Here is a 26485-nt window from a genome sequence, read left to right on the forward strand (position 1 = left end):
CCGAGTAGCCCGAGTACATCAGGGCGTTGTACAGGTTGCGCCGGTGTGCGGGCGCGTACTCGACGGTGAGCGCGATGGCGGTGGGCACGACGCCGCCGAGGCCGAGCCCGGCCACGAACCGGAACAGACCCAGCAGTTCCGGTGAGGGCGCGAGGGCGCACAGGACCATGGCGATCGAGAACCAGGCGACGCTGGCGATCACGATCTTGCGGCGGCCGACGATGTCGGTGATCACGCCCGCGGCCAGGGCACCGATGAGCATGCCCATGAGCGCGTAGCTGCCGATGGCGCCGGCCTGCGCGGGAGTGAGATTCCATGACGGCTCGGCGAGCAGGCTCGGCACCACGGAGCCGTAGACGATCAGGTCGTAACCGTCGAAGACGATCGAGGCGAAGCAGATGGCGACGACGGGGAGGCTGTTCCCTCGGGGGGCGGACGGGCGTTGGGCGGTGGCGTCCATGGTCACTCCACAGAGCGAGATCCGAAAACCCGGCATACGGCCGGGCAGATGCCGCCGACGCTACACATTCATCAAACGACCGTCAATAATTTGTCACTCAACTTCGACGAGACTGGGCACGTCAGGCGTGCACGGACGTCTTGTTCAACGGGCCGATGCCCAAGGAGGAGCAGAATCCCTCGGCCTCAGGGGCGAGCCGCTCGTGCAGGTCGAGGAAGAGGTCGTGCACGTCACGACCGACCCATCCCGCCGGCACCAGTTCCATCGGCAGGTCGGGGTCGTCGAAGGGCAGCATGCGATAGTCGTGGACGAGGCGGGTGCGCTCGACCAGGGCGTCGCGCCCGCGCGGCGGGGCCGAGCCGAAACGGGCCAGCAGCGCCCGGTAGGAGTCACGCTTGGCGAGCAGGGCGCGGTGGAGCTCCTTCAGCTCCCAGCATCTGCCCGCCATATCGATGTCGCTGGCGGCGCCCATCGACCGGCTGATCAGCAGGTCGAGCCGGACCGAGGGCTCCTCGGCCAGCCCCTCCGCGGCCTCCTGCAGCCGCTCGTGCGGAGAGACCCAGGTGGAAGGCGCCAGCGGCCCGAAGCCGAGCCATCTGAGCTTCTTGCGGACCCGCTCCCGAGCCGCGCGATCGGTCTCGGGAACGTGGTAGATGACGACGCGCCACTGCCGGTCCCAGGGCTCACGCTCGCGCTGGAAGATGCGCTTGCGGCCCTCGTCGAGCAGGCGCCAGCTCTTGTCGGTCAGCCGGTAGACGGTGGTTCGCCCCCGTTTCTCGGTGTCGAACCACCCCTCCTTGCGCAGCCGCGTCATCACCACCCGAGTCGTCGCCTCGGGGACGTCGAAGCCGACCAGCAGATCGGTCAGAGTCTGCAACGGGGCCGCGCCGTCGTCATAGCGCAAGTAGTCACCGTAGAGATCGAATACGATCGACCGAGGCTTCACGCGGCTTGGCCCCCACTCATCGCAGCTTAAAACGTCTAACAGATTATCACTCATCAAGCTTGCGACTGGCATGCATGGAAACCAACTTCAGCAGCCTTTATGACGATCAAATGTTCCATATACTCGACGCCCGTCGATCGCTTTAGGATGACGCTACGGGTCGACCCGCAGACACGGGCACAAGATCGCGGGTATGCCGTGAGTGGCGCGTTGGACCTACAGTGGTGCCGTGTCGTCGGGAAACGCCGTTGTGGCGCGCAATATGCGCCTGCTCAGGGAGCAGCGGGGCATGTCACTGGCCGAGCTGGCCAGGCAGGCGGGGCTGGCCAAACAGACCCTGTCCACGATCGAGCAGGGGGTGGGCAATCCGACGGTGGACACGCTGTTCTCCGTCGCGGACGCGCTGGGGGTGCCGGTCACCCGGCTGGTGGCCGAGCGGGAGCAGGTGATGGTGGTGCAGCGCCGCGACGAGGTGGTGTGGCAGCGGCACGGCGGTTATGAGTCCCGCTCACTCGACCACATCTACGGCTCCGGCGTGATCGAGAACTATCTGCTGCGCATCGCGCCTGCGGCCGGTGACGGCCCGACCGAGCCTTCCGCTCCCCATCCGGTCGGCACGCTGGAGCACCTGTACGTCATCAGCGGCCGCGTGCGGGTGGGCCCGATCGACTCCGCGGTGGAGCTGAGCACCGGCGACTTCGTGCGCTATCCGGGCGACCGTCCCCACGTGTACGAGTCGCTGGACTGTGAGAGCGTGGTGCACGTCGTGGTCAGCGTCCCGCGTGTGCAGCCGGGCACCGGGGCCATGCGGGTGTCCCGCACCCATGGTGAGCGCGCCCTCTGAGCCGCTGGTTCACACCCGCCGCACAGCCCGGGTTGCCTCCTGCCGATCGTAGGCGATGCCCTCCTGGCGGGTGCGGCTCGGGGGGCGGCCCGGAAGGGCCCGGGGTCACTCAGGGTGTGGTCGGTGCGCGCGGGTAGCCCAGGCTGCGATCCGGAACGTCGTGGACTTGGTCTGGCCGGTACAGCCCCGCTTCGCGCGCGCTGGGACCGGGGTCGCGGTAGGGCGTGGCCATGGAGGTCTCCACTATCTACATTGGACGCGAGTCCACCATAAAGACCATTTGTCCACATAAACGCCTTACCGAACGACACCGTCAGGACGAGAACTCCCGCTCACGGGTCTCAGGCAGGACGAGCACGCAGACGATGCTCACCAGGCAGAGTGTGCCCGTGTAGACGCCGAGCACCAAGGGCGAGGCCCATTGCGTGTTCAGCCAGGTGGCGACGACCGGCGCGAAGCCTCCGCCCAGGGTGTTGGCCAGGATGAAGGTGGTCGAGGCTCCGGTGTAGCGCAGCCGGGCGGGAAACAGTTCCGGCAGGAACGCGGCGATCGGCGCGAAGCTCAGTGTGAACAGCAGCAGCCCGATGGCGAGCGCACCGGTGATCAGCAGGCCGTTCCCGGTCTGCAGGGAGCCGAACATGGGCAGTGCCCACAGCACGCAGCCGATGAGACCGGCCAGCATCACCGGACGCCGGCCCATCCGGTCGGCCAGACGGGCGAAGGGCACGGTGGCCAGGGCGCCTGCGGTCGCGGCGATGCTGGCGGCGGCGAGCATGGTGTTCTGCGGGATGCCGAGCGCCGCGGGGCCGTACTGCAGGCTGTAGACGGTGGTCAGGTAGTAGACGGACGAACCGCCGACCGCTGCGCCGACGCCGAGGAACAGCCGGCCTGGGTGCTCCTTGAGCAGCGTGCCGAGCGGGAAGCGGGCGGCGGCCTGGCGCGGCCTGGTGGCGAAGACCGGCGACTCCTCCACCCGGCTGCGCACCCAGATGCCGATGACGATGAGCACGGCACTGAGCAGGAACGGGATGCGCCACGCTCCGGCGGCGAAGCCATCACGTCCGGCGATGGCCAGGGTGGGCAGGATCACCGCGCTGGACAGCAGGAAGCCCAGCGGCGGACCGGCCTGCGGGATGGAGGCGTACATCGCCCGCCGCCGAGGAGGCGCGTGCTCGGCCGCGAGCAGCACCGCGCCGCCCCACTCGCCGCCCATGCTCACGCCCTGGAGCAGGCGGAGCGCCACCAGGAGTACCGGCGCCAGCAGCCCGGCACTGGCATGGGTCGGCAGCAGGCCGACGCCGACCGTCGCCGCGCCCATCAGCAGCAGTGAGATGACCAGCGCGGGCTTGCGGCCCAGCCGGTCCCCGATGGTGCCGAACAGCACCACGCCGATGGGCCTGGCCAGGAACGCGCCGGCGAAGGTGAGGAAGGCGGCCAGGGTCTGCGCCGCCGGGGTTCCGGCCGGGAAGAAGGCGGGGCCCAGCACCAGGGCGGCGGCGGTGCCATAGACGGCGAAGTCGTAGTACTCGATGGTGGTGCCGATGAGGCTGGCGGCGGCGACGCGCGAGACGCTGCGGCTTGGTGCGCCCGTGGCTGTCCCGGCTGGTACGGCGGTCTCGGACATGGAAGGACTCCTCCGCTGAGGACTGGGGTACAAGAGCATGGAAGAGCCGCCGGAGGCGGAGGGCACGCTCCTGTGCCGCACAGCGGCACGTCACCGTAACCTTGACCGGTGGTCAGGTCCTGCTTGCTGCTCGAGGTCAGCGCGCGGGTGGGCCGAACTGCCCGGCCTGCGGGATCGTCATGACGACGTGGGCGAGCATCTGGTCGGACAGGCAGGTGTGCCGGTAGGGGATGTCGCCGGGGAAGCGGACGAAGTCGCCGGTCGCGAGGTCCACCTGCTCTTCAAGCGGGCCGGTCCGCAACGCGCCGGCGATGACGTACAGGTGGATGAGGGTGCCGAGCGAGTGGCCGGGGAAGGAGCGCACACAGCCCTCCTCGTCCAAGGTCAGGAGGCTCGTGTGCACGTAGCCGGAGCCGTAGACCTGGTCGAGGACGCGCTCGGCCAGGCCGTCCTGCCGCTGCCAGGTCCCGGCGGCGTCGCGCTGAACGTAGACGGCGCTCCCCCACTCGGTCAGCAGGCGCCTGGGCGAGACGTCGATCGCGTTGCCCAGCGCGGACAGCGTCTCGACCGTGGGGTTGCCGATTCCCTGCTCGACCTTGGAGAGCGTCTGTTTGGACAGGCCCGAGCGGCGTGACAGCTCGCCGAGTGACAGGCCGCGCTCCCGCCGAAATCTGCGAACGTTGCGCGCGACCAGCTCGTTGTAATCCATCATGTCCCCTGTCAGTTATAAATGACTCCTCGTCCATCTTGACAGACCGATATCCGCTCTTGCATCCTGTCCACTGCAAGGTCCGAATCGTCACTCATAAGTGACAAAGGAGGTCAACCATGGGTACGGCCGCCATCCGCGATGACCGCGCTGCCATCGACAAGGCGGTCAGTCTCCTGATCTCGTTCGGCGACCAGGCCGGGACCGGGCTCGGCGTCAGCGAACTGGCCCGCCGCGCCGAGCTGAGCAAGAGCACCGCGTTCCGCGTGCTCGGCATGCTGGAGCGCAACGGCGTCGTGGAAAAGATCGCGGGCAAGTACCGGCTGGGTCAGCGGCTGCACGAGCTCGGCCGGCACGTCTACGTCCCCGCCCACGACCACATCCGCGACCTGCTCATCCCCTTCCTCACCGACCTGTACGAGCTGACGCGCGAGACGGTCCACCTCGCCGCCCTGCACGACACCGACGTGGTCTACCTGTCCAAGCTCTACGGCCACCGCCAGGTCCGCTCGCCCTCGCGCATCGGCGGCCGGGTCCCCGCCCACTGCACCGCGGTCGGCAAGGTGCTGCTGGCCTACGACCATGACGCCCTGGAGCGCGTGCTTGCCTCCGGCCTGCGGGCGTTCACGCCGCACACCATCACCGACCCCGGCAGGCTGGCGGCCTCGATCGCCGAGATCCGCCGCACCGGGGTCGCCTTCGACGACGAGGAGTCGACCGTAGGACTGCACTGCGTCGCCGTCCCCGTCATGGGCCGTAGCGGCAAGGCTGTGGCCGCGATGTCGGTTTCGGGTCCCACCGGCCGCCTGGACACCCGGGCGCAGGCGCCGGCGCTGCGACGGGTGAGCGCCGCAGCGGCCCTGGCACTGGCGCGCGGCCACCGCCTGCGCGCCACCGCGTGACCCGATCAGCTCCCCGGCACGTGGTCGAGGTCCATGTCGGTCCTGGTCACCCAGCCGGGCTCGTGCACCAGCAGGCTGAGCTGCTCGCCGGGCAGGTCGACGTCGACGACGTAGCGGTACCCGGCGGACTCCGCCGCCGCCACCCGGTCGAGGTCGCCTTCCGGCACCGCGCACACCAGGCGGCGGCAACGGGGATCGGCCGTGATCACGGCGTCGGCGATGTCCCGGAGCAGCCGGGTCATGGCCTCTCCCGTGAAGGCCGGAGAGACCATGACCTCCACGTCGTGCGCGCCCGCCGGGTACGCCTCGCGCAGGCGGCCGGTCACGCACCGCGCCAACCGGACGCCGTCGATCACCGGCAACATCTCAGCCCTCCTCGTCCGCCAGGCGGCGGATGACGACCTTGTCCAGCTTGCCGGAGGCATTCCTGGGCACGTCCTGGACGATCTTCAGTTTGCGGGGCAGCTTGTAGCGGGCAAGCTGGGTGGCGGCGTACTCGCGGACGTCGTCGAGGGTGGCCGTGGTCCCCTCGGCCAGGGACACCACGGCCATGACCGTCTCGCCCCACTGCTCGTCGGGGCTGCCGACGACCGCGACGTCCACGACGCCGGGCATGGCGGCCAGAGCCCGTTCGACCTCGGCCGGGTAGACGTTCTCGCCACCGCTGATGATCATGTCTTTGAGCCGGTCGACGATGAACAGGCAGCCGTCCTCGTCCAGATAACCGACGTCGCCGGAGTGGAACCAGCCCTCCTCGTCGAACGCGGCCGCGGTCGCCTCGGGGTTCTCCCAGTAGCCGGGGGTGACGTTGGGGCCGCGCACCACGATCTCACCGGCTTCGCCGGGCTTGAGCGGCTGGTTGGTCATTGAATCCACGACGCGGACCTGCGTGTAGGGCATGGGGATGCCGGCGGAGCCGAGCTTGCACAGGGTGTGCTCGGCGGGCAAGTGGGTGGCGAACGGCGCGGTCTCGGTGAGCCCCCACGCCTGCTGCAGCAGCATGCCGTGGGAGGCGTACAGCTCGATCAGGGACGGCGGCACGGGCGCGCCCGCCACGACGATCGAGCGCAGGTGAGACAGGTCGGCGTCGAAGGCGCCGGGCACGCGGCTCAGGGCGGCGAGCATGGCGGGTACGGCGAACATCGAGTTGACCCGGTAGGTGACCAGGTCGTCGAGGAACCGGACCGGATCGAACGAGCGGCGCACCAGCACTGTGCCGCCGCGCACCAGCGTCCGCAGCACGAAGCTGTTGAGCGCGCCGATGTGGAAGAGCGGGGCGGCGGCGTACGTCACGTCCCCTCGGCGGGCGTCGAGCATGGTGTCCACGTTGACCGAGTTCCACCAGGCGTTGCCGTAGGTCAGGACCACGCCCTTGGGCAGGCCGGTGGTGCCCGAGGTGAACATCAGGATCGCCGCGTCGTCGAAGGTCTTCGCGGCCACCGACGGGAACGGCCGGGCCGCGGCGATCAAGCCGGACCACGGTTCCCAGCCCGCGACGCCCTCGGTGGCCGGCACCTCCGGGTCGTCATCCACCAGGAGGAAGCGCGTGAGCGAGGTCGCCGCACGCACGTGCTCCGCGCTCGCCCGATGTCCTTCCTCGCAGACGAGCGCGGCGGCACCGCTCCGCTGGAGCACGCTCTGCAGCTCCGGTTCGGCGAGCCGGAAGTTGATGGGGACGAAGACGGCGCCCAGCCGGAACGAGGCCAGCATCGTCAGCAGGAAGGACACGCTGTTGAGTCCCAGGTAGGCGACCCGGTCGCCGTCACGGATGCCGCCCTCGGCGAGGACCGTCGCCAGCCGCGCCGCCTTCAGGTCGAGCTGGGTGTAGGTGAGGTCGCCGCCCGCGTAGCGGACGGGGACGGCCTCGCCGAAATGGCGGGCGTTGCGCACGACCGCGGCGGCGGGGTTGACGTCGACGTTGAAGCCCGAGTTCGGGGTGTGAGGGTGAGTCATCGGTCAGCTCCTCAGAGGTGGTCGCCGCCGGCGGCGCGGGCGAACCCCCGAACCCCGATGCCGCCGTCGGCCGAGATGGCGTGTCCGGTGATGGTGCCGCTCTGCTCGCGGGCGGCGAGCAGCACATAGGGCGCGGTGAAGTCGCGCGGGTCGGTGCCGGAGTCGTGCAGCGGGATGGGCGGGGCGCCCTGCCGCTTGGCGAAGGAGGCCGCGATCGAGCGATCGCCCAGCGCGAGCGCCTCGGGGCCGCGCAGGTCGGTGTTCATGCCGCCACAGGCGACGCCGTTCACGCGGACCTTGGGGGCCAGCTCGTAGGCGAGCTCGCGCATGAGGCCGAGGCAGGCGTGCTTGCTGGCGGTGTAGAGGGGGCCGCCGCCGTTGACGTAGAAGGAGGAGTTGGACAGCGTCATGACGATGCTGCCGCGCGTCCTGACCAGCTCCGGCCAGGCCGCCTCGGCGGCCAGCAGATAGCCCTTGACGTTGATGGAGAAGACCTCGTCGAAGGCCGTGTCGATCTCCTTGCCGGACAGGCGGGTGAGCTGGCGCTGATAGTCCCACACGCCGGCGTTGGCGACCAGGGTGTCGAGCTTGCCGAAGCGTTCGACGGTCTCGGCGACGGCGGCGTGCAGCGCGCCGGAGTCGCGGACGTCGGCGGTCACCTTGTGCACTCTGGACGGGTCCCCGGCGACCTGGTCGAGCTGGGCCGGGTCGCGGCCGAGGACGGTCACAGACGCTCCCTCGGCGAGGAAACGCTCGGCGACGGCGCGGCCGATGCCGGAGCCGCCTCCGGTGATCAGCGCGGCGTGGCCGTCGAGCCAGCCGCTCATGCCAGAAACCCCGTGACGAGGTCCTCGAACTCGCGCTGCCGCTCCAGCTGCACCCAGTGGCCGCACCGGCCGAAGACGTGGAGTTGCACGTCGCGGATCTGCTTGAGCATGAGCTGCGCGCCGTCGAGGGTGATCGTGCGGTCGTCGCGCCCCCACAGCAGCAGGGTCGGCGCCTTGATCTTGTGCAGGTCCCTCCACATCGGGTCCATGCCGCCACGCCTGGCGAAGGCGGCGTTGTAGCGGTGGTAGAAGGCGATGTGGCTCTCGTCGAGCGAGGCCTCGTAGCGGGCCTTGACGACGTCCTCGCCGAACTGCTTGTGGTCGAAGACCATGGTGCGGATGAACGCGGCCATCTTCTTCTCGCTGGGGCCGGTGCCGTTGTAGTAGCGGAACATCTCCTTCTGCCCCTCGGTCGGGGTGGGACCGAACGGCAGCCAGCCGCCGCCGGGCGCCATGAGCACGAGCTTGGCCACACGGTCGGGGCGTTCTTGGGCCATCGCGATCGCGGCGGCGCCGCCGAGGCTGTTGCCGAGCAGGTGGAAGGTCTCAATGCCGAGGGCGTCGAGCGCCTGGAAGACGGCGTCCACGGTGATCTCGGTGATGGACCGCTTGTCCAGATCCTCGTCGGTGGGGCGGTAGCTGCCGCCGAAACCGGGCTGGTCCGGCAGGACGACGCGGAAGTGGCGGGTCAGCGCGGGCAGGTTCTGGCGGTAGTTGCTGACTCCGGAGGCGCCGGGGCCGCCGCCGTGCAGCATCACCAGAACGGGGCCCTCGCCTGCCTCGGCGACGGCGATCTCGCCGAGCGTGGTGGTCACGCTGTGGTGCTTCACAGGGGCTCCGATCAGAAGAAAGTGGAGATGTTCTTGGCCAGCAGGATGTTCTGGTCGAGCAGGATGGTCCGGCGGGCGACCTGCAGGCCGGTGGCGGTGCGGCGCAGAACGTCGGTGCGGGTGCCGGCGAAGACGTTCTCCTCGCGCTCCAGGCGGTTGCGATAGACCAGGAACGCCGAGCGGACGAGCAGATCGTCGGCGGTGAAGCCGGGGTGCTCAGCGGGATCGACATGCCGCACCATCACGTTGCTGACCAGGTGCCGGGTACGTGAGGGCGGATCCTCGGCCCAGGCCATGCCGGAGTCGAAGCGCCGGATGCGCCAGGCGAGGCTCTCCTTGCTCTCGTCGTAGAAGGCGGCCTCGCCCCGGGCGGCGACCGACAGGGCCTGCTGGCGGCGCAGCCGGTTGGTGCGGGTGGGCATCCAGTAGTCGAGGTCGTCGGCGAGCAGATCGAGCCAGTCGGCGTAGCGGCCGGCGTCGAGGAGGTCGGCCTCCTCGTAGTAGAACTGCTCGACCTCGAAGTGGGTGTCACGATCGGCACGCATGCTCACGGACGTCATTGGATCCCTCCTCAGGGTCGAGTGGAACGGGCTGTGCCGCAGGACGGCACGTCAGCCGCGCAGCAACGAGCGCAGGTTCACGGACGGGTCTGACAGGCGTGCCGCGTCAACCGGGCCCCGGCGGTCGATCATGCGCCGGGCGGCCCGTACGGCATTGGAGTCGTCCACGGCGGCGGCGGCCACGACCAGCCCGTCGCGCAGGCCGAACACCGAGAACGCGGGGTCGTCGAAGGATCCGCGGACCACCATCAAGCTGGCCGCCGCCATGTGGCCGACTGCCTCGACGTGGCGGCCGTGCCGGTCAGTCCAGAACCAGGGGGCGGTGGGCGCGGGAGGTGGCGCGCCGAGAATGGTGGCCGCCGCCCGCGCGCCGTCGTGCTGGGCGGCCTCCCAGTGCCCGTCGCGGCTGCGCGCGGAGTCGCCGACGGCGAGGATCGCCTGATTCGAGGTGACCTGTCCGCCGTCCACGACGATGCCGCGACCGACCTTCAGCCCGGCCGCCTCGGCGAGCGCGGTCTCGGGCACCATGCCGACGCCGAGCACCACGACGTCGAACACCCGGCGTGCACCGGCGAGCGTTGCCTCGGCTCCGTCGAGGGACTCCACTCCGGCCTGAACGGTGCTGATACCGCGGGTCGTGTGCTGTCGGTGGAGCCAGGCAGCCAGCTCGGCGCCAACCGCAGCGGCCAGCGGCGTGGCCACCGGATCCGTGAGCACGACCTCGCAGCCGAGATCGACGGCACTCGACGCCACCTCTGCGCCGATCAGGCCCCCGCCGACCACCAGCACCCGGACACCCGGTCTCAGAGCGGCACGCAGCCGGTCGGCGTCCTCGGCCGTCCGGAGCACATGCGCGCGCTCGCAGCCCGGAATGGGCGGGCGTGCCGCTCCGCCGCCGGTGGCCAGGACCACGCGGTCGGCGGGCAGCAGGGTGCCGTCCTGCAGTTCGACGCGCCCTGAGCGCAGCGCGGTCACGCGGGTCTGGTTGATCAGCCGGATGGACTGTTCGTCGTACCACTGTGAGGGCTGGAGGGCGATCTGCATGAGGTCCTTGGCCCCGGTCAGGTAGTCCTTCGACAGCGGCGGCCGGTCGTAGGGGAACTCGCCCGCGTCGATCAGGGTGAGGTCGCCGTCGAAGCCGCCCGAGCGCAGGGCCGCGGCGGTGCTGACGCCGGCGATGCCGCCGCCGACGATCACGACGTTCATGGTGCCTGGTTCGGGAAGAGGTAGACCTCGCCGTCGCGGACCTCAACCCGGTGCGGGCAGGTGCTGCGGGTGGCGGGCAGGCCCTGGACCTCGCCGTTCTTGAGGCAGAACTTGCTGGAGTGGAGCGGGCATTCGACGTAGCCGTCCTCGACCCAGCCGTCGGCCAGAGAGGCGTCCTCATGGGTGCAGGTGTCGTCCAGCGCCCACACGCTGCCGTCGGTGTCGCGCAGCAGCGCGATGTCGTCGTCGGTGCCGGTGATCGCCTTGGCGATGGCGATGCCCTCGCCCTCGGTGATGTCGTCCAGCGCCGCGACCCTGATGCCGTCGGTCATTTGCCCTCCTCGTGCCAGGCGGGGGTGGTCATGAGCTCACGCCAGCGGGCGTAGAAGGTCCGGCCGGCGGCGTCGCTGTAGAGCTCACTGGTGGAACCGGGATGGCGGCCGTCGTCGCGTTCGGAGCCGAGGCCCATCTGGTAGTTGAGCGGCACGCTGTTGGTGACGAAGCCGTGCGAGACGGCCTGCACCTCGCTCCAGTTCTCGCCGTCGTCCTGCTCGAAGATGCCGCTGGGGCCGAACGTGCGCAGGTTGTACAGCCGCTGCGCCTCGCGCACCTGGGGCGGCATGGACTTGTCGACGATGGTCCAGGCCCACACCTCCATCCGGTCCGGGCCTTTGGGGTGCCAGATCCGGATGGAGCCGTTGACCGGCAAGTAGGAGAAGTTCGGGAAGACGGTGGCGTGCCCGTTGGTGAGCGGGCCCTCGACTCGGGCGTCGCCGAGACGTTCGCGGAGCGCCGCGTAGTCCGTCCACTGGTGGACAGTTTTGGCGTCGAAACGGTTCTTGGGGTGCACGGGGAATCCGGCGCCGTGGCCGTTTGGGCTGGCGTACTGGCGGCCGGTGCGGTGCACGATCTCGTCCTTGGGGCCCTTGCCGGTGGGCGAGAGCAGCATGAGCGCCGAGGCGTGGCTCATGTTGACGTGGTACCAGTCGGTGGCGAACTGCTCGGCGGCCAGCTTCCAGTTGCCCTCCAGCACCCACTTGTGCACGCCGCCCACCACGACCGTGCCCTGGTCGTCGTGATCGAGCATCGCGTCCATGTACCAGGCCATGTCGCCCAGCGACTCGCGCAGCGGCACCGGGGCCGGGTTCCAGGTGCCGAAGATCAGGCCGAGATAGCTGTCGACGTTGGGCACCTCGACCAGGCCCCACTCCCCCGTGTCGAACGACTCTGGGTAGCCCGCCTTGTTCGGGACGCTGACGAGCTTGCCTTCCAGGTCATAGGACCAGCCGTGGTAGGTGCAGGTGAAGTTGCGAGTGGCGCCGTAGTCGGCACGGCAGACGCGGGCGCCGCGGTGCCGGCAGGAGTTCAAGTACGCGCGCACGCGGCGGTTGCGGTCCAGGGTGACGATGACCGGGTCCTCGCCCATGTACGTGGTGAAGAAGTCGCCGGGCTTGTGGAACTGGTCGGTGTGCGCCAGGAACAGCCAACTCGGCGCGAACACGCGGCGCAGTTCCTGTCGGTAGATCTGCTGGTCGGTGAAGACGGCGCGATCCACCAGCCCGCCCTCGCTGTCGACGAGGCCGCGGACGTCGATGGTCGGCGCCAGCTCGGCCGGGCGCCGCAAGGCCCCACGCGGGGTTTCGATGGTCATGTGCCCAGGTAACAGCCATGGATACGCCAGCTTCCAACGGTCGTTCCGTACGGCGGCACACGAGCTGTCGGAGATCGGCGTTCATCGGTCAGCGTTGGAGCATGCTTGCCGCCACCGCCGTCTCTCAGAGCGCGACCGACCCGCTGTCCGGTCTCGTCCTGGGCGACGTCCCCAAGCCCGAGCCCAGGCTCGGCTGGTCGACCGTCCGGGTCGTCTCGTCCTCCCTCAACATGCACGACCTGTGGACGCTGCGTGGCGTCGGCCACCCGCCCGAGCGGCTGCCGATCATCCTCGGCTGCGACGCCGCCGGCTACGACGAGGACGGCAACGAGGTCATTGTGCACCCCGTCATAGCGGACCCGGACGCCGGGCGGGGCGACGAGACCCTGGACCCGAACCGGGCCCTGCTGTCCGAGCAGCACGACGGCGCGTTCGCCGAGTACCTGACCGTCCCGACCCGCAACCTGATCCCCAAGCCGTCGTGGTTGTCCTTCGACGAGGCCGCGTGCCTGCCGGTCGCCTGGACGACGGCGTACCGGATGTTGTTCACCCAGGCGCGGATCAAGGCCGGGGACCGGGTGCTGGTGCAGGGCGCGGGCGGCGGCGTCGCCTCTGCTGCGATCAAGCTGGCGCTGGCCGCGGGCGCCGTGGTGTACACCACCAGCCGCAGTGAGGACAAGCGTGCCCAGGCGCTCTCCTGGGGCGCGCGGGCCGCTGTGGCACCCGGCGAGCGGCTGCCCGAACGTGTGGACGTCGTGATCGAGACTGTCGGCGAGGCTACCTGGTCGCACTCGCTGAGGTCGCTGCGCCCCGGCGGCACCGTCGTCATCGCCGGCGCGACCAGCGGCACCAACCCACCCGCCGACCTCGGCCGCATCTTCTACCTGCAGCAGCGCATCCTCGGCTCCACCGGCTGCACCCGCGGCGAGCTGGTCGCGCTGCTGAACATGATGGATGCCACGGGCCTGCGCCCGGTGATCGACCGCACGCTCCCACTGGACGAGATCCACAAGGGCTTCCAGCTCATGATCGACGGGCGGCTCACCGGCAAGCTCGTCATTAAGGAGATCACCTCATGAGTGCCGTCGCCGTCGGCCTGTCCCACTCCCCGCTCATCGGCAAGAACGACCCTGCGCCCGACGTGATCGCGGCCGTGGACACCGCCGTGGACGAGGCCCGCGCCTTCATCCGCTCCTTCGACCCCGAGCTGGTCGTGCTGTACGCACCCGACCACTACAACGGCTTCTTCTACAAGGAGATGCCGCCCTTCTGCCTGGCCACCGAGGCCAACGCGGTCGGCGACTTCGGCTCGGCCGCCGGACCCCTGTCAGTGGACACCGAGGCCGCCCGCGCCATCGCCCTCGGTGTGCTCGACCGGGGCATCGATCTGACGATCTCGGCGCGAATGACCGTGGACCACGGATTCGTGCAGCCGTTGGAGATCCTGTTCGGCGGCATCGACCAGGTCCCCGTCGTACCCGTCTTCGTCAACGGCGTGGCCACCCCGCTCGGCCCGGTCAGCCGCATCCGCGCGCTCGGCACCGCGATCGGCGAGGCCGCCGCCGCGCTGGACCGGCGGGTGCTGTTCCTCGGCTCCGGCGGGCTGTCGCACGACCCGCCCGTCCCGGTGCTGGAGGGCGCGCCGCCCCGCGTCGCCGACGCCCTCATCGAGGGCCATCCGCCCACGCCGGAGCAGCGGGCGCGGGGGGAGCAGCGGGTGGTCCAGGCCGGGCGTGACTACGCCGCCGGTTCGACCGCGATGATTCCCATCAATCCGACCTGGGACAACCTCGTGCTCGATACCCTCGCGAGCGGCCGGCCGGAGGATGTGGACGACTGGAGTGTGGAGTGGATGGGCGCCGAAGGCGGTGGCTCGGCGCACGAGGTGCGGACGTGGATCGCCGCGTTCGCCTCACTGGCCGCGACCGGCAAGTACCAGATGACCTCGCGCTTTTACCGCGCCATCCCCGAATGGATCGCGGGCTTCGCCGTCGCCACCGCGGTGGGCGAGCGATGACCGCCATGGAAGAGGCCGTGGACCGGCTGGCGAACGGCCAACTCCAATCTCCATCCGCGAGGGCAGGCTCAACTCCGTCACCCTGCTGCGCCGGCTGGGCTCCCGCTCCCTCTCCCGCAAGAACGAGATCTACCGGGCCTTTCGGGAGGTCGGCCGCAGTGTAGGTACCGTGGCGCTCCTGCCTTTCCTCGCCGACCCGGCCCTGCGGTGGCGCATCACCGCGGTCACCAACAAGGTCGAAGGCTCCAACGGCTTCTCCGCCTGGCTTCGCTTCGGCAACGACGGCGTCATCGCCGACAACGACCCGGCCGAGCCGAGGACGTCGCACAGCTGTCGCCCTACCTGATCGCGCGCATCAGCCGGTTCGGCCTGTACGCGACTCACGTGCTATGTCTGCGTCCCGACGACTTCGACCCCGACCTGCCCGAGGTGGCGTAGCGGTGGGCCTGCTACGGCTGTTGCATGGCGGTCAAAGGCGTAGCCCGAGGGGCGCCGCTGCCACGAGGCCGCCGTCGATGACGAGGTCCTGACCGGTGATGTACGACGCGTCGTCCGAGACCAGGAAGGCGACGGCAGCGGCGACATCGTCCGGGTGGCCGAGCGAGCCGAGCGGCACCTCCGCCGTGATGCGGGTCTCCGCGTCGGGGTCGATGGCGGACCGGTACATCTCGGTCTCGATGTAGCCGGGGCTGACGGAGTTGACGCGGATGCCACGCGGCGCGAGGTCGGTGCCGAGCGTGCGGGCGAGATTGTGCACGGCCGCCTTGCTGGCGGCGTAGATCGAGGCCACCGGGAGGCCGCGGTGCAGGGTCCAGGAGGCGTTGATGACGACGGCGCCTCCGTCGCCCATCAGCGGCAGCGCCTTTTGGATCGTGAAGAACACTCCCTTGAAGTTGATTCCGACGGTGTAGTCGAAGTCCTTCGGGGTGAACTCTGGCCTGAAGTCCGCAATTCCGGCATTGGCGAAGACCGCGTCGAGGGCGCCGCGCCAGGTCTCGACGCGTCGCACGAGGAGGTCGAGGTCGGCGTCAATGCTGACGTCCGCGCGGACGGGCAGGACCCGCTCGGAGCCCAGGCGTTCTGCCGCGGTGTCGAGGCGGGCCTGGTCGCGGCCGGTGATGACGACGTACGCACCCTCGTCGAGGAGTCTGCGCGCGGTCGCGAAGCCGATGCCGCTGGTGCCGCCGGTGATCAAAACTGTTCTGTTCGTGAATCGCTTCATGCCGACGATCCTCGAGCGGTGCGAGCCTACGCGGCAGTGTTGGCTGAACCTGGGTCTGACACCACCACCAAGCGCTCCAGCAGGGCCTCCGTTCCCGTCCCGGGCGCGGGGGTGTGCAGCGACAGGCGGTGGCCGGGCAGTTCGGGCAGCGGCAGGGTGGTGGTCTCGAAGGTCAGCGTCCCCAGGCCGGGAATCTCCAGGGCCTTGGTGCCGTGAGTGGGGCCGCCCACGGGGAGCTCCGCCCAGATCTCGGCGAAGGCGGGGCTCGCGGCGCACATGTCCGCGGACAGGCGGCCGAATTCGGGATCGTCCGGGTAGCGGGCGGCGTCCGCCCGGAACAGGCCGATCATCGCTCGCGCCGCGTCGTGCCAGTCCACGACTGCCGCACGGTAGCGGGCGTTGGTGAAGAAGCTGACCAGGCAGTTGTGGTCGTACTCGTTGCACTGGAACACGATCTCCGCCGCGCGGTTGACCGCGAGGACGTTCCAGTGCCGGTCGATGACGTACGCGGGCCGCGGCAGCCAGCCCTCCAGGAGTCGCCGCACGGCATCGGGGACCCGGCTTTCGGACGGCGCCGCCTGCGGCGGATTGAGGCCGGCCAGGAGGTAGAGATGCTCGCGCTCGGCGGGCTCCAGGCGCAGCACCCTGGCGATGGCGTCCAGGACGTCGGCGGAGACGTTGATGTCGCGTCCCTGCTCGAGCCAGGTGTACCAGGACACTCCTACGCCGGCGAGCACCGCCACCTCCTCCCGCCGCAGCCCGGGCGTACGGCGGCCCTCGCCTGCCGGCATGCCCACGTCAGCGGGCGTCACCCGGGCTCGCCGCGACCGGAGGAATGCGCGCATCTCGGAACTGCGCCGCTGCCGCGCATTTGTGGAGAGCCAGGAAATGCCCATCAGGTCATGCTATGTCGTGATTAACAGGCCTCGTCTGTACGGCGTGCCCACGCGTGTCAGCGGCTACGACGAACTGGTCATGGAAGAGGAGTCGGGCAAACACGGTGTCGCGCGGACGGCGTGGGAGGCGCTCCTGGCGCCGCCCAAGTGGGCCGAGGGAATCGCGCCAAGCGCCGCGAAGCCACCGGTGCCATGCAGCCCGGCAAGAAGACCGGCCGGCCGCGCGCCATCGGCCCCGATCGATGACTTTACTGGGGGCGAACCAGCGGCCAACGTCCTGAATTCGGTCGAACGGTCGCTGCGGCCGGTACGGCGCTCGTACAGCACACTTGAACGCGATGGCGTTGGCCGCGATACGGCGGAGCGGTGGGAATGCCGAGGTGAGCGAAAACCTGTACGCGTATGAGACATGACAATTCGCTGCGTGCCCGGGTTCAATCGCCGCTGAAAAGCGAGAGATCGGCGTTCGGGTTCTGTTCCGCATCCGAAATCACGGAGCGCGCCGACGTCGGCGGGGCGCCGACCTCCGTCACCTGGCCGCCGGCCTGGCCCGCCTGCTCGGCTGGACCGGCATCGCCACTGTTTGTGCCGCAGTGACCGGGCGACGTGGTGAGCCGGCGCACGTTATCTCGGCGAGTTGCCGGCAGGTGACTTCGGCGAACATATGTCCGCCTTATGTCCGGCCAACGCCCTGGTTCGCAGAATGCGTGATCCTCACAATCAGTCCGTGAACCTTCAACGAATCATCCGGTCATTAAAAATCGCAACCGTCTCGTTATTGATGGTTGTCTCCTCGGTGCTGCTCTGGGCAGGAGCGACGCCGGCTCAAGCGGTGAAAAGCGGAAGCCCGGTGGCCGATGGCACATGGGGCTTCGTGGCGAAGGTGAACGTGGGCGAGACTCACGGCTGTACCGGAGCCTTGGTCAGCCCGCAGTGGGTGCTCACTGCCGCCAGTTGTTTCGCCTCTCAGGGGCAGTCCCTCACGAGCGGGGCGCCGAAGATCGCGACGACGGTGACGGTCGGCAGGACGGACCTGTCCGGTTCGGGCGGGCGGGTGCTGCCCGTGGAGTGGATCCACCCGCACCGCGACCGGGATGTCGTGCTGGTCAAGCTGTCATTGCGGGCCGTCGGCATCACGCCTGTCGCGGTCGGCTCCGCCGTTCCTGCCACGGGAGATGCGCTGCAGGTCACCGGCTATGGCCGGACCGCTGATCAGTGGGCGCCCAACCGGCTGCATGCCGCGCCGGTCGTGGCCGGAGCCGTGGCCGCAGGCTCGTTCAACTGGACCGGAGCGAACGGCAGCGACGTGAGCGCCTGCCAGGGTGACGCGGGCGCGCCGGTGCTCCGCACGAGCGGGAGCCGCCCGGAGCTCGTCGGGCTCAGCTCCCGCGCAGGGCAGGGGGGCTGCCTCGGTGCGGCCGACGACGGGGCGCGCGGCGGCGACGCGGTGCGGGTGGACGACCTGGCGAGCTGGATCAGCCCGGTCGCGATCGAGCCCACCACGTCCTTCACTCAGTACGGGTCCAGTCTGAGCGGGATCGGTGGTTATGACCTGGCTGACAACCGTGATCAGGTGGTGGCGTTTGACTACGAGCATTCGGGCAAGCTTGATCATCTGCTGCTCTACCGTCCGGGCTCGGAGATCGTCTTCATCGTCAAGCGGAATACGGACGGCACCTACGCTCCGGTCTATTCCTCGACCTCCGGTATCGGTGGCTACGACCTGAAAGACAGCCGGGACCGCATCATCGCCTTCGATTACACGGGTTCTGGGAAACTGGACCATCTGCTGCTTTACCGTCCGGGCGCGCAGACGGCCTGGATTCTCGAGCACGGCGCGGGCAATTCGTTCAGAGCCGTGTTCCACAGCTCGGCCGGCATCGGCGGCTATGACCTGAACAGCGCCGAGGACCAGATCATCGCCTTCGACTACGAGCATTCGGGGAAGCTGGATCATCTGCTGTTGTACCGGCCGGGGACCGGGATGGCCCACATTCTCCGGCGCAGCGGCGGCGCCACGTTCACGCAGGTCTTCGCCACGGCCGACGGTGGGATCGGTGGCTACGACCTGAAAGATGCCGGGGACCGCATCATCGCCTTCGACTACACGAGTTCGGGTAAGCAGGATCACCTGGTGCTCTACCGTCCTGGCGGGCAGACGGCCTGGGTTCTCCAGCACGGCGCGGGCAATGCGTTCACAGCGGTGTTCCACAGTTCGGCCGGCATCGGTGGTTATGACCTGAAGAGCACGGCGGATCGGATCATCGCCTTCGACTACGAGCAGTCGGGGAGGCTGGATCACCTGCTGCTTTACCGTCCTGGCGGGCAGACGGCCTGGATTCTGCAACACGGCGCGGGCAATGCGTTCACAGCGGTCTTCCACAGCTCGACCGGCATCGGTGGTTATGACCTGAAGCTGGCGAAGGACCGCATCATCGCCTTCGACTACAGGAGCACAGGCGGGCAGAGCAGTCTGTTCCTCTACCGGCCAGGCGACCGGATCACCTATTTCGCGGGACGGGCTCTTCCGCCTGTACGGGTGGTTCCGGTCACCGTGTCGCCCGTCATCGGCCCGGATTCCCTCGTGGAGAGATTCGTCTATCCCTTGAACTTCCGGCACGAATTCGCGGGCACCTCCGGTCAGGCCGATTGGGGTACGGACGAGGCCGAGGCGAAGAACTTCGAACTGATCTCCGGGAACGGCGGGATCATCTGGGTCTCGTGCACGGTGTCCGCGGAGAACGGGGTCGGCGTGATCAAGGTGTTCCCGGGCTTGTTGAACGGAGACACCGAGGTCGGCGAGCCGCACCTCGGCGTGACGGCGGTGTGTTTCAAGGTGCTCGGACCGACGGGAATGGTGAAGCTCCGGATCCCGAACGTCTACGAGGTCCAGGGCGACGGCCGCTCACCGGGGGCCGGCCACGACGTGGACGCGAAAGTTGTGAACATGTCGTCCGGCGTGGAGCGGACCAAGCTCGTCGAGCGGGACGAGAGCGAGCAGTTCGGACGTACGGATGTCACGTGCGACGAGAGCCACCCGGATTACCCCGACAACTGCAGAGAGACCCTGCTGGAACTGCGGGTCGTCAACTGAGGACAGAACGGCCGGCCGGTATATGAGAGCCGGCCGGCCGTTCTGCCGATTCATTTTTCAAGCATCGGCCGAAATTATGGGAGTGACGGCGATGAATGTGATGCGCGCGTTACGCGGCAGAGGTCCATGGCAGAAGGCAAGTGTCATCGGCACCGTGCTTTTGTTGCTTCTCGTGGGCAGCCCGATGGGTGGGGCACGGGCCGCGGCGACGGTGGCGGATCCACCCGCCGCCCCGGCGTGTGAACGCCAGACGGTTCTGGACGCATGGGTCACGGGCGGCGTGAACGTCCGTCCGGCCGCGGAGGCGGCTCTGCTCGGAGACAGAGCGGCGGTCTGCGCCTTCCTCGGCAGGCTTCCCCGGCTCGCGGCGCAAGACGACCGTGAACAGGTCGGCCGTATCAAGACTCGTGGCGGCCCCGAGGTGGCCGCCGCCGCCAACGCCGCCCTGACCTCGGACGACTCCGCTGCCGTGACGAAGTTCCTCGACGGTGGCTGGGAGACCGCTCGGGAGATCGATCTGCGCGCCAGCGTGAACCAGATGAAGGCCGCCGGCGGACCGGAGGTCAAGGCCGCCGCGAACCTGGTGCTGCGCAACGGGACCCGTGAAGCCATGGGGCGGTTCATCGAGTCCGGATGGCGGGTGCCGTACAGGATGGACCTGCGGGCCGTCGTCAATCGTGCGATGGCGGAAGGCGGCCCGCAGGTGCAGGCCGCGGCGAACCGGGCGCTTCAGGACGGCAGTCAGGAGATGCAGGAGCGTTTTGTTCAGATCGACTGGGGTGTGGCCCAGGCTCGCGACAACGAGAACCAGACCTTGAACGATCTTCGGACGAGCGCCACCGAGGCGACTGTGCGTGCGGCACTCGAGACGACCTCCGCGGTCGCACAGGCCGACCGCGCCGAGGCCGAGGCCCTGGCGGCCAAGAACGACGCGCAGGAGGCGGAACGCCTTGCCGCGGCGGCCGGGCAGGAGTCGGCGGTCGCCAAGGCGCAGGCACTACGTGCGGCTCAGGCTGCCGACCGCGCCGAGGCGGCGTCCCGTGTCGCCGTACGGGCCGCGCGGGCAGCGGCGGACGCGGCGCGCGCTTCGGCCGGGGCCGCCGCTCGCGCGGCGACCGCGGCGGCGCGGGCGCATACGAAGTCCGACGAGGCGTGGGCGGCCGCATCGGCGGCAGAGTTGAATGCGGATGCCGCCGCCGCGGCGGAGAATCACAACCGGGTCATGCAACAGATCGGTCCGCAGATCTCCGCCTGGATCTCGCCCATCAACCAGATCATCGCCGTGAACCAGCAGGCGTTCGCCGCGGTCGCCGCCGCCGATTCGGCGCGGGCCAACACCGAGGCGGCCGGGCGCGCGGCCGAGGCCGCCGGCCGCTATGCGGGGGCTGCGAGCGCCGAGGCCAAGGCCGCGTTCGCGGCGGCCGCGCGTGCGGGAGCAAGCGCGCAAGAGGCCAAGCGCGCCACCGCGGAAACGGTGCGTCACGCGGACATCGCCAAAGACGCGGCCGGCAAGGCGCGAGACGCCGCAACGCGCGCGGTGTCGTACGCGGAGGCGGCGGCGAGTGCGGCGGCGAGCGCGGCCGAGCACGCAGGCTCTGCTGTCAACGCGGCCGAGCTGGCGACAGAGCACGCGAACAATTCCTTCCGTGCGGCGGAGGACGCGATTCAGGCTGCCGAAACGGCCCAAATCGTCTACAAATCGGCGCGTGAGGCGGACGCCGAACGACTGCGGGATGAGTTCGAACTCGAGCTGTCCTTCGCCCGGCACGTCAGTGCGGAAGCCGCCCAGGCCAAATTGGGGGACGCTCGCAGTTTCGGCGCGCCGATGCGTCAGTATCACACGCCGCAGATCGACGCGCTGATCGCCGAGGCCGCGAATACGCAGACTGATCCGGCACTGGCGGTCAGCAAGGCGCGCCAAGTGGCTCGATACTTCGCGACCTCGCCCGGTACGTGGACCAGTTCGGCGGCCGTGTCCGCTCTCGGCGAGGAGGCGGACCTTCTTGTCCTCGATTTCGTCAAGCGTGGGCTCGCGGCCGCGGAGGAGCAGGACGACCGCACAACGCTGACCGGACTCCTGGTCACCGGCTCCCCGGCCATGAGAGCCGCCGCTCAGGGCGCCCTCGACCGCGGGCGGCAAGACGTCGTCGAGTTTCTCGAAAACCCGGCCTACCCCGAGCGGGCCGCCGAACTACGAGAGCGGATCGGGCGGATCCTCGCCGATGCCCGCAGCGCCGGCAACGCGGAGATCGAAAAAGCGGCGAACAACGCCCTGCGCTCGGACGATCCGGACGCCCTCGATGAGTTTTTGGACTCGACGTACAACACCGCGCACACGATCGACATTCGGGCGAAGGTCGGCGCGATCGCCGGCGATGCATCGAACGGCACCGAGGTGCGGAACGGCGCCCAGGTCGCTCTCGCCGGCACGACGGCCATGCAGGTCAACTTCTTGGAGGTGGAACGGCACCGTGCGGCCGAACGCGACTACGCGACCGCGACGCACAACTACATCGCCTCATCCTTGATGATCGAGACCTCGCAGATCGCGCAGCGCGCCGTCGACTTCGCGCGCACCGCGCAGGCGGCGGCGGCACGGGCCCGCGGCGCGGCGGAGGAGGCCATCGGTTACGCGAACGCCGCCGGCAAGGCAGCCGACCAGGCGAAGGGGTTCGCCAAGGAAGCCCTCGCCGCCGCACAGTCAGCCGCCACGTCCGCGGAACGAGCCGCGGCGGCCGTCCGCACTGCCGCCGCCGCGACCCAGCAGGCCCAGCAGTCAGCCAGGAAGGCGTCCCTCTCGGCTCGTTGGGCCCGCGCCTCGGCCGTCTCGGCGGCACAGGACGCGGCCAGCGCCTTCGCCGCCTACGACACCGCGTACGCCGCGCAGATCCGGGCCGGCAACAGCGCGTCGAACGCGGCTCTCATCGCTGCCCAGATATTCGAAGACTATCGGGAGGATGCCGAGATCCGTCTGCGCGAGCTCAAGAGCGTGTGGAAAGAACACTGCAAGTGGGGGCCCGAGGACGGTCTGCCTGGGTACCACGACTGCGACGCTTACGCGGAGAAGATTCTCAACGATCCCAAGGGGCCTCTTCACGACCCGGACGGCTACGCCAAGGACCGAATCGAGCACTGCAGGAGCCAGTTCGTCGGCAAGGCTCAGGACGCCTGCATGTCCCTCGTCATGAGCCCGCTTTTCACCTTCGCGGCGAGGGGGATCGCCGACCGGGAGAGCGATACCCATCGTCTCGCCGAGGAGTACATGAGCCTGTTCGCACTGGACCTGATCAACGCCGGCTCCCAGTATTCGCTGGTCAATGACTGCAGGGGCGCCCTCAAGGGAAACATCCTGGACGCGGGGCAGGCGTTCTCGGATTGCATCAGCGGAGCGCTGGACCTGAGCGAAGACCCCGACTGGAACAAATACTCGAAGGAGTGGAGGGGAACCTTCGTCGATTCGCTCGTCCCAGAAGAACTCCGGTTCGCCGAATACAACTCGATCTGGGGGCCGATGTACCTGATGCATCACCAGGCTGACCGGACCATCATCTGGGCCATCTATGAGAGCGATCTCGCGACATCACTGCTGCGCATTCTTCCGATCGAATGCGTTCAGGGCGGGCAATGCCCCTACGAGGATGCCGCGGAACAGCTCAGGAACCTGAGCGAGTCGATCAAGCCCGAGAACAACCAGGGCTATCTGGTCGACGCGTCCGGACGGGTGCTCGACGCGAACGGACTGCCGATCGCGAATCTGCCACCGATCGACAACCTCGACGCATGGGCGAAATACACGGTCGAGAGTGGCCTGCACGACGACCTGGCGGCCCTCGAAGACCGCCTCGCGCTGCTGTACAGGCAGACGTTCGGGGTGCCCATGGCGCCCCCGGCGTGGCACCTCGAGACGCAGCTCGCTCTTCGCGTCGCCACACGGGAAGTGGCGCTCCGCGACAACACGCTCCGGCTTGTCATGAACAACCGTGGCGGCGTCTGCGACGCGGTGCCGATCAAGGGCACAGGACCCGATGCGGAGCGACAGGTCGTGGCAGGGTGTATCCAGGCCATCAAACTGCTGCTCCCGGCAGGCACGACCATGATCATCTACTACCCCGACCCGGACAATCCGGCGGAACTGCTTGAGGTCACCGTACGCGGCGTCGGCCGCTGGCTGGACTGAACCCGTCGGCCGCGTGTGGCCGGCATTCGGCCCAGGTGAAGGCGCGGTCGTCGAGAGACGCCGCGCCTTCACCCTACGGCGGCACCTTTGTACGGGCCGACGCCGACAGAATCTCCATACCGTCCTGTCAGGCGTAGCGCATCGTGCCAGGTCAACGTCATGACACAGCCGCCGATGCTGATTCGGTCTCGGACGCCGTGTCACGGCCCTGCGCCGAAACCCTTCGTATCCGATGCGCGAATTCTTCATCGGATACAACCGCAATGTCGTGCCTGGCGGCGCGGCAAGGGACCGGCTTACCTACCACCAGCGTCCCCAGCCGCCAGATAGCGGAGTAAGACGATTGCGGTTATCTCTTTGGCATGATCAAACCGCGCGCGGATAATGCGGGTCGACCGAACTCAACCTGAAGCGGGCCCAAAAGCCTTTACGCCGATCCCCGCCTTCCGTCATGATCAAGTATGGCGATGACGCAAGAACTGCTCGCTTGTGTACGGGGCCGGATGCCGGGCCGCGCCGCCCGTACCGTTGGAGTCCGGGCGCTACCGGTTGTGCTCGCTGTCCTCGCCGTCTTCGTGATGGCCGGCGGTGGCCAGGCCGCGTCCCGTACGGCCGTGGCCGGGGTGCCCGCCGAGGCGCGCGATTCGTCCTCCGGCCCTCCCGTGGTGCTGCCGAGGATGGACTGCGCGGCCCTCGCCGGGCAGGACCTGTCGGGGACGCCCGGCGCTCCGGCGGTCATCGGGTCCGCGACCGAGACGATCTCGCCGGTCGGCTGGGCGGCCTGCGAAGTCAAGGGAACCGCGGCGCCGCAGATCCAGTTCGACGTGCTCCTCCCGACCACGACGTGGCGGCAGCGGTATCTGCAGACCGGGTGCGGGGCGTTCTGCGGGAGCGTCGACATCTTCGCCGACGCGACGGATGGGTGCGTGCCGCTGACCCGCGGCGACTTCGCCATAGCCACCGGCAACGGGGGGCACGTCGGCGTTTCCGGCTTCGACGGCACGTTCGGTGCCGATCCGCAACTCCGGGTCGACTTCGGCTACCGGTCCGACCACGTCGTCGCGCTCGTCGCCAAGCGGCTCATCGCGCTCTACTACGGGCAAGGCCCGCGCTACTCCTACTTCGACGGCTGCTCGCAGGGCGGCCACGAGGGGATGACCGAGGCGCAGCGCTACCCGCGTGACTTCGACGGCATCGTCGCCGGCGCCCCGGCGTCGTTGCTCACCTCGCTCATCGTGTGGTCCACGGGCTGGCACGCCACGGCCAACACCGACGCGCGGGGCCGGCCCATCATGACCGCTGCCAAGCTTCCCGCGCTGCACGCCGCCGTTATGCGCGAGTGCGACGCACGAGACGGCCTGGCCGACGGCCAGATCGACGACCCGCGTGCCTGCACGTTCGATCCTCGGAGCCTGCGCTGCGCGACAGGATCCGACAGCGCGGACTGCCTCACCGACGCGCAGGTCGATGCCGTACGCAAGCTGTACGACGGGCCACGCGACGAGCGGGGCCGGCGGATGTACCCGGGGGGCGAGCCCGTGGGCTCGGAAGCGAACTGGGCCCGCTGGGTCACCCCGACCGCCACCGGCGCCCCGGCCGTCGCCGAGGGCAACGGGACGAACGCGCTGAAGTACCTCGCCTACCCGTCCGCCCGGCCGACGGCGACACTGCACAACCTGCACTACGACTCGGCGACGTTCCGCGATATCCACCGGCAGGCCGGCATCTACGACGCGAGCAACCCCGACCTGACGGCCTTCCGCGCCGCGGGCGGGAAACTCCTCCTCTGGCACGGCTGGGCAGACCAGGCAATCTCGCCGTACGGAACGATCGCCTACTACCACGCCCTCACCGAGCGCATGGGCGGGACGGACGCCACGCAGCAGTTCGCCCGCCTGTTCATGCTGCCGGGCGTCGCCCACTGCGGAGACGGTCAGGGACCGGACGCGATCGACGCGCTCACCCCCACCGTCGCCTGGGTCGAGAACGGCGTCGCACCCGACCGGCTCATCGCCACCAAGCGCCAGGACGACACCGTCGTACGGACCCGGCCGGTCTACCCCTATCCGACCGTCGCACGCTACGACGGGAACGGCAGCATCGACGACGCGGCGAACTTCGCACCGACACCGCCGCCCACGCGCTATGAGGACGACATCCCCTGGCTCGGGTCGTTCCGCTCCGGCTACGAGCAGACCTGCGGCTGGCACGACGGCCGCTGGTCCTGCACCCTGGCACCACGGCCGAGCTAGCTCGGGCGGCTTGGCGTCCTACTCCCCAACCGCGGCCAGGGCCACTTGGTCCCATCACCGCCCCGCTCCCGCTCCACCGCGCCGCATCACAGCCGCCCGACAACACACGCCGCTCGGCACCTGACCACTCCCGCGCCGCCCAACGCCAACGACGCTGACCAGCAACCACCGCGCGGCCCGTTTCTGCCGTATTTCGGTAGTTACGTCGACAAGCATCTGAGCGCCCTGCGCCGCGTCCTGGAGGAATCCTGGCGGCTGGGCGGCATCACCTGAGAGGGCTACCAGCGCGCCCGCAGCGTCAAAGACGAGCACAGC

Annotated in this window: 23 protein-coding genes and 1 pseudogene; 9 read left to right on the forward strand and 15 right to left on the reverse strand. The window is 69.2% G+C overall.

The window, feature by feature from the left end:
- Both KME78_RS19205 and KME78_RS19210 read right to left on the reverse strand, forming a co-directional pair.
- The coding region (locus KME78_RS19205; RefSeq protein ID WP_219530469.1) for an MFS transporter at nucleotides 1-460 on the reverse strand (460 nt) is incomplete at its 3' end.
- A 121-nt stretch (nucleotides 461-581) separates the two neighbouring features.
- Nucleotides 582-1478, reverse strand: coding sequence for a PaaX family transcriptional regulator (locus tag KME78_RS19210; RefSeq protein ID WP_308127033.1), 897 nt, complete (start codon nucleotides 1476-1478; stop codon nucleotides 582-584).
- A 157-nt stretch (nucleotides 1479-1635) separates the two neighbouring features.
- Between KME78_RS19210 and KME78_RS19215 the strand changes: the two genes are divergently transcribed.
- Nucleotides 1636-2250: a helix-turn-helix domain-containing protein gene (locus tag KME78_RS19215; protein ID WP_219530471.1), complete on the forward strand. Its 615-nt coding sequence runs from the start codon at nucleotides 1636-1638 to the stop codon at nucleotides 2248-2250.
- A 313-nt stretch (nucleotides 2251-2563) separates the two neighbouring features.
- Here KME78_RS19215 and KME78_RS19220 read toward each other — a convergent pair whose 3' ends face one another.
- Both KME78_RS19220 and KME78_RS19225 read right to left on the reverse strand, forming a co-directional pair.
- The gene (locus KME78_RS19220) at nucleotides 2564-3874 is read right to left on the reverse strand and encodes an MFS transporter (RefSeq protein WP_219530472.1); all 1311 of its coding nucleotides are present in this window, start codon (nucleotides 3872-3874) and stop codon (nucleotides 2564-2566) included.
- 136 nt (nucleotides 3875-4010) lie between these two features.
- A complete protein-coding gene (locus KME78_RS19225) occupies nucleotides 4011-4586 on the reverse strand; it encodes a helix-turn-helix domain-containing protein (RefSeq protein WP_219530473.1) in 576 nt (191 codons plus the stop codon).
- Between the two features lie 116 nt (nucleotides 4587-4702).
- Between KME78_RS19225 and KME78_RS19230 the strand changes: the two genes are divergently transcribed.
- Nucleotides 4703-5485 (forward strand): IclR family transcriptional regulator, encoded by a 783-nt coding sequence (locus KME78_RS19230; protein WP_219530474.1) that lies wholly within the window; start codon nucleotides 4703-4705, stop codon nucleotides 5483-5485.
- Nucleotides 5486-5490: 5 nt separating this feature from the next.
- Here KME78_RS19230 and KME78_RS19235 read toward each other — a convergent pair whose 3' ends face one another.
- Genes KME78_RS19235 through KME78_RS19270 form a run of 8 tightly spaced genes read right to left on the reverse strand, consistent with a single transcriptional unit; the run spans nucleotide 5491 to nucleotide 12512 of the window.
- Complete coding sequence (locus KME78_RS19235) at nucleotides 5491-5850, reverse strand: aminopeptidase (protein ID WP_219530475.1); 360 nt, start codon at nucleotides 5848-5850, stop codon at nucleotides 5491-5493.
- 1 nt (nucleotide 5851) lies between these two features.
- Nucleotides 5852-7438 (reverse strand): acyl-CoA synthetase, encoded by a 1587-nt coding sequence (locus KME78_RS19240; protein WP_219530476.1) that lies wholly within the window; start codon nucleotides 7436-7438, stop codon nucleotides 5852-5854.
- An 11-nt stretch (nucleotides 7439-7449) separates the two neighbouring features.
- The gene (hcaB, locus tag KME78_RS19245; protein WP_219530477.1) at nucleotides 7450-8265 is read right to left on the reverse strand and encodes a 3-(cis-5,6-dihydroxycyclohexa-1,3-dien-1-yl)propanoate dehydrogenase; all 816 of its coding nucleotides are present in this window, start codon (nucleotides 8263-8265) and stop codon (nucleotides 7450-7452) included.
- Complete coding sequence (locus KME78_RS19250; RefSeq protein ID WP_219530478.1) at nucleotides 8262-9095, reverse strand: alpha/beta fold hydrolase; 834 nt, start codon at nucleotides 9093-9095, stop codon at nucleotides 8262-8264. The genes hcaB and KME78_RS19250 overlap by 4 nt, the downstream gene beginning before the upstream one ends.
- A gap of 11 nt (nucleotides 9096-9106) precedes the next feature.
- Nucleotides 9107-9655 (reverse strand): 3-phenylpropionate/cinnamic acid dioxygenase subunit beta, encoded by a 549-nt coding sequence (locus tag KME78_RS19255; RefSeq protein ID WP_219530479.1) that lies wholly within the window; start codon nucleotides 9653-9655, stop codon nucleotides 9107-9109.
- A gap of 51 nt (nucleotides 9656-9706) precedes the next feature.
- A complete protein-coding gene (locus tag KME78_RS19260; RefSeq protein ID WP_219530480.1) occupies nucleotides 9707-10861 on the reverse strand; it encodes an NAD(P)/FAD-dependent oxidoreductase in 1155 nt (384 codons plus the stop codon).
- Entirely contained in the window at nucleotides 10858-11193 is a 336-nt protein-coding gene (locus KME78_RS19265) for a non-heme iron oxygenase ferredoxin subunit (RefSeq protein ID WP_219530481.1), read from the reverse strand. The genes KME78_RS19260 and KME78_RS19265 overlap by 4 nt, the downstream gene beginning before the upstream one ends.
- Nucleotides 11190-12512 (reverse strand): aromatic ring-hydroxylating dioxygenase subunit alpha, encoded by a 1323-nt coding sequence (locus tag KME78_RS19270; protein WP_219530482.1) that lies wholly within the window; start codon nucleotides 12510-12512, stop codon nucleotides 11190-11192. Before KME78_RS19270 ends, KME78_RS19265 begins: the two co-directional genes overlap by 4 nt.
- A gap of 101 nt (nucleotides 12513-12613) precedes the next feature.
- Here KME78_RS19270 and KME78_RS19275 point away from each other — a divergent pair, with 101 nt between their 5' ends.
- The 3 genes and pseudogenes from KME78_RS19275 to KME78_RS68435 all read left to right on the forward strand — a co-directional run.
- A complete protein-coding gene (locus KME78_RS19275; protein WP_219530483.1) occupies nucleotides 12614-13591 on the forward strand; it encodes a zinc-binding dehydrogenase in 978 nt (325 codons plus the stop codon).
- Complete coding sequence (locus tag KME78_RS19280) at nucleotides 13588-14529, forward strand: 3-carboxyethylcatechol 2,3-dioxygenase (RefSeq protein WP_219530484.1); 942 nt, start codon at nucleotides 13588-13590, stop codon at nucleotides 14527-14529. Before KME78_RS19275 ends, KME78_RS19280 begins: the two co-directional genes overlap by 4 nt.
- Before the next feature lie 46 nt (nucleotides 14530-14575).
- Nucleotides 14576-14967: pseudogene (locus tag KME78_RS68435) on the forward strand (Tn3 family transposase); the annotation flags it as partial.
- 31 nt (nucleotides 14968-14998) lie between these two features.
- Here the strand turns inward: KME78_RS68435 and KME78_RS19290 are convergent.
- From KME78_RS19290 to KME78_RS19300, 3 genes are all read right to left on the reverse strand, one after another.
- Nucleotides 14999-15751 (reverse strand): SDR family NAD(P)-dependent oxidoreductase, encoded by a 753-nt coding sequence (locus tag KME78_RS19290; RefSeq protein WP_219530485.1) that lies wholly within the window; start codon nucleotides 15749-15751, stop codon nucleotides 14999-15001.
- Between the two features lie 26 nt (nucleotides 15752-15777).
- Nucleotides 15778-16647: a helix-turn-helix transcriptional regulator gene (locus KME78_RS19295; protein ID WP_219530486.1), complete on the reverse strand. Its 870-nt coding sequence runs from the start codon at nucleotides 16645-16647 to the stop codon at nucleotides 15778-15780.
- A 434-nt stretch (nucleotides 16648-17081) separates the two neighbouring features.
- Nucleotides 17082-17270, reverse strand: a complete 189-nt coding sequence (locus KME78_RS19300; protein ID WP_219530487.1) for a hypothetical protein — start codon at nucleotides 17268-17270, stop codon at nucleotides 17082-17084.
- A gap of 104 nt (nucleotides 17271-17374) precedes the next feature.
- Between KME78_RS19300 and KME78_RS19305 the strand changes: the two genes are divergently transcribed.
- The 4 genes from KME78_RS19305 to KME78_RS19320 all read left to right on the forward strand — a co-directional run bounded on the left by KME78_RS19305 (nucleotide 17375) and on the right by KME78_RS19320 (nucleotide 26443).
- On the forward strand, nucleotides 17375-19741 hold the full coding sequence (locus KME78_RS19305; protein WP_219530488.1) for a S1 family peptidase: 2367 nt from the start codon (nucleotides 17375-17377) through the stop codon (nucleotides 19739-19741).
- Nucleotides 19742-19832: 91 nt separating this feature from the next.
- Complete coding sequence (locus KME78_RS66205; RefSeq protein WP_219530489.1) at nucleotides 19833-23918, forward strand: DddA-like double-stranded DNA deaminase toxin; 4086 nt, start codon at nucleotides 19833-19835, stop codon at nucleotides 23916-23918.
- A gap of 467 nt (nucleotides 23919-24385) precedes the next feature.
- Nucleotides 24386-26170 (forward strand): tannase/feruloyl esterase family alpha/beta hydrolase, encoded by a 1785-nt coding sequence (locus KME78_RS19315; RefSeq protein WP_219530490.1) that lies wholly within the window; start codon nucleotides 24386-24388, stop codon nucleotides 26168-26170.
- Nucleotides 26171-26215: 45 nt separating this feature from the next.
- Nucleotides 26216-26443, forward strand: coding sequence for a hypothetical protein (locus tag KME78_RS19320; RefSeq protein ID WP_219530491.1), 228 nt, complete (start codon nucleotides 26216-26218; stop codon nucleotides 26441-26443).
- The last annotated feature ends 42 nt before the right edge of the window (nucleotides 26444-26485 follow it).

It is taken from the genome of Nonomuraea guangzhouensis, assembly GCF_019396345.1.
Taxonomy (GTDB): Bacteria; Actinomycetota; Actinomycetes; order Streptosporangiales; family Streptosporangiaceae; genus Nonomuraea; species Nonomuraea guangzhouensis.

Coding starts and splice junctions, on each gene's coding strand:
- KME78_RS19210 (WP_308127033.1), bottom strand. CDS start 1,478: ATGCCAGTCGCAAGCTTGATGAGTGATAATCTGTTAGACGTTTTAAGC.
- KME78_RS19220 (WP_219530472.1), bottom strand. CDS start 3,874: ATGTCCGAGACCGCCGTACCAGCCGGGACAGCCACGGGCGCACCAAGC.
- KME78_RS19225 (WP_219530473.1), bottom strand. CDS start 4,586: ATGATGGATTACAACGAGCTGGTCGCGCGCAACGTTCGCAGATTTCGG.
- KME78_RS19230 (WP_219530474.1), top strand. CDS start 4,703: ATGGGTACGGCCGCCATCCGCGATGACCGCGCTGCCATCGACAAGGCG.
- KME78_RS19235 (WP_219530475.1), bottom strand. CDS start 5,850: ATGTTGCCGGTGATCGACGGCGTCCGGTTGGCGCGGTGCGTGACCGGC.
- KME78_RS19240 (WP_219530476.1), bottom strand. CDS start 7,438: ATGACTCACCCTCACACCCCGAACTCGGGCTTCAACGTCGACGTCAAC.
- hcaB (WP_219530477.1), bottom strand. CDS start 8,265: ATGAGCGGCTGGCTCGACGGCCACGCCGCGCTGATCACCGGAGGCGGC.
- KME78_RS19255 (WP_219530479.1), bottom strand. CDS start 9,655: ATGACGTCCGTGAGCATGCGTGCCGATCGTGACACCCACTTCGAGGTC.
- KME78_RS19260 (WP_219530480.1), bottom strand. CDS start 10,861: ATGAACGTCGTGATCGTCGGCGGCGGCATCGCCGGCGTCAGCACCGCC.
- KME78_RS19265 (WP_219530481.1), bottom strand. CDS start 11,193: ATGACCGACGGCATCAGGGTCGCGGCGCTGGACGACATCACCGAGGGC.
- KME78_RS19270 (WP_219530482.1), bottom strand. CDS start 12,512: ATGACCATCGAAACCCCGCGTGGGGCCTTGCGGCGCCCGGCCGAGCTG.
- KME78_RS19275 (WP_219530483.1), top strand. CDS start 12,614: ATGCTTGCCGCCACCGCCGTCTCTCAGAGCGCGACCGACCCGCTGTCC.
- KME78_RS19280 (WP_219530484.1), top strand. CDS start 13,588: ATGAGTGCCGTCGCCGTCGGCCTGTCCCACTCCCCGCTCATCGGCAAG.
- KME78_RS19290 (WP_219530485.1), bottom strand. CDS start 15,751: ATGAAGCGATTCACGAACAGAACAGTTTTGATCACCGGCGGCACCAGC.
- KME78_RS19295 (WP_219530486.1), bottom strand. CDS start 16,647: ATGGGCATTTCCTGGCTCTCCACAAATGCGCGGCAGCGGCGCAGTTCC.
- KME78_RS66205 (WP_219530489.1), top strand. CDS start 19,833: ATGAATGTGATGCGCGCGTTACGCGGCAGAGGTCCATGGCAGAAGGCA.
- KME78_RS19315 (WP_219530490.1), top strand. CDS start 24,386: ATGACGCAAGAACTGCTCGCTTGTGTACGGGGCCGGATGCCGGGCCGC.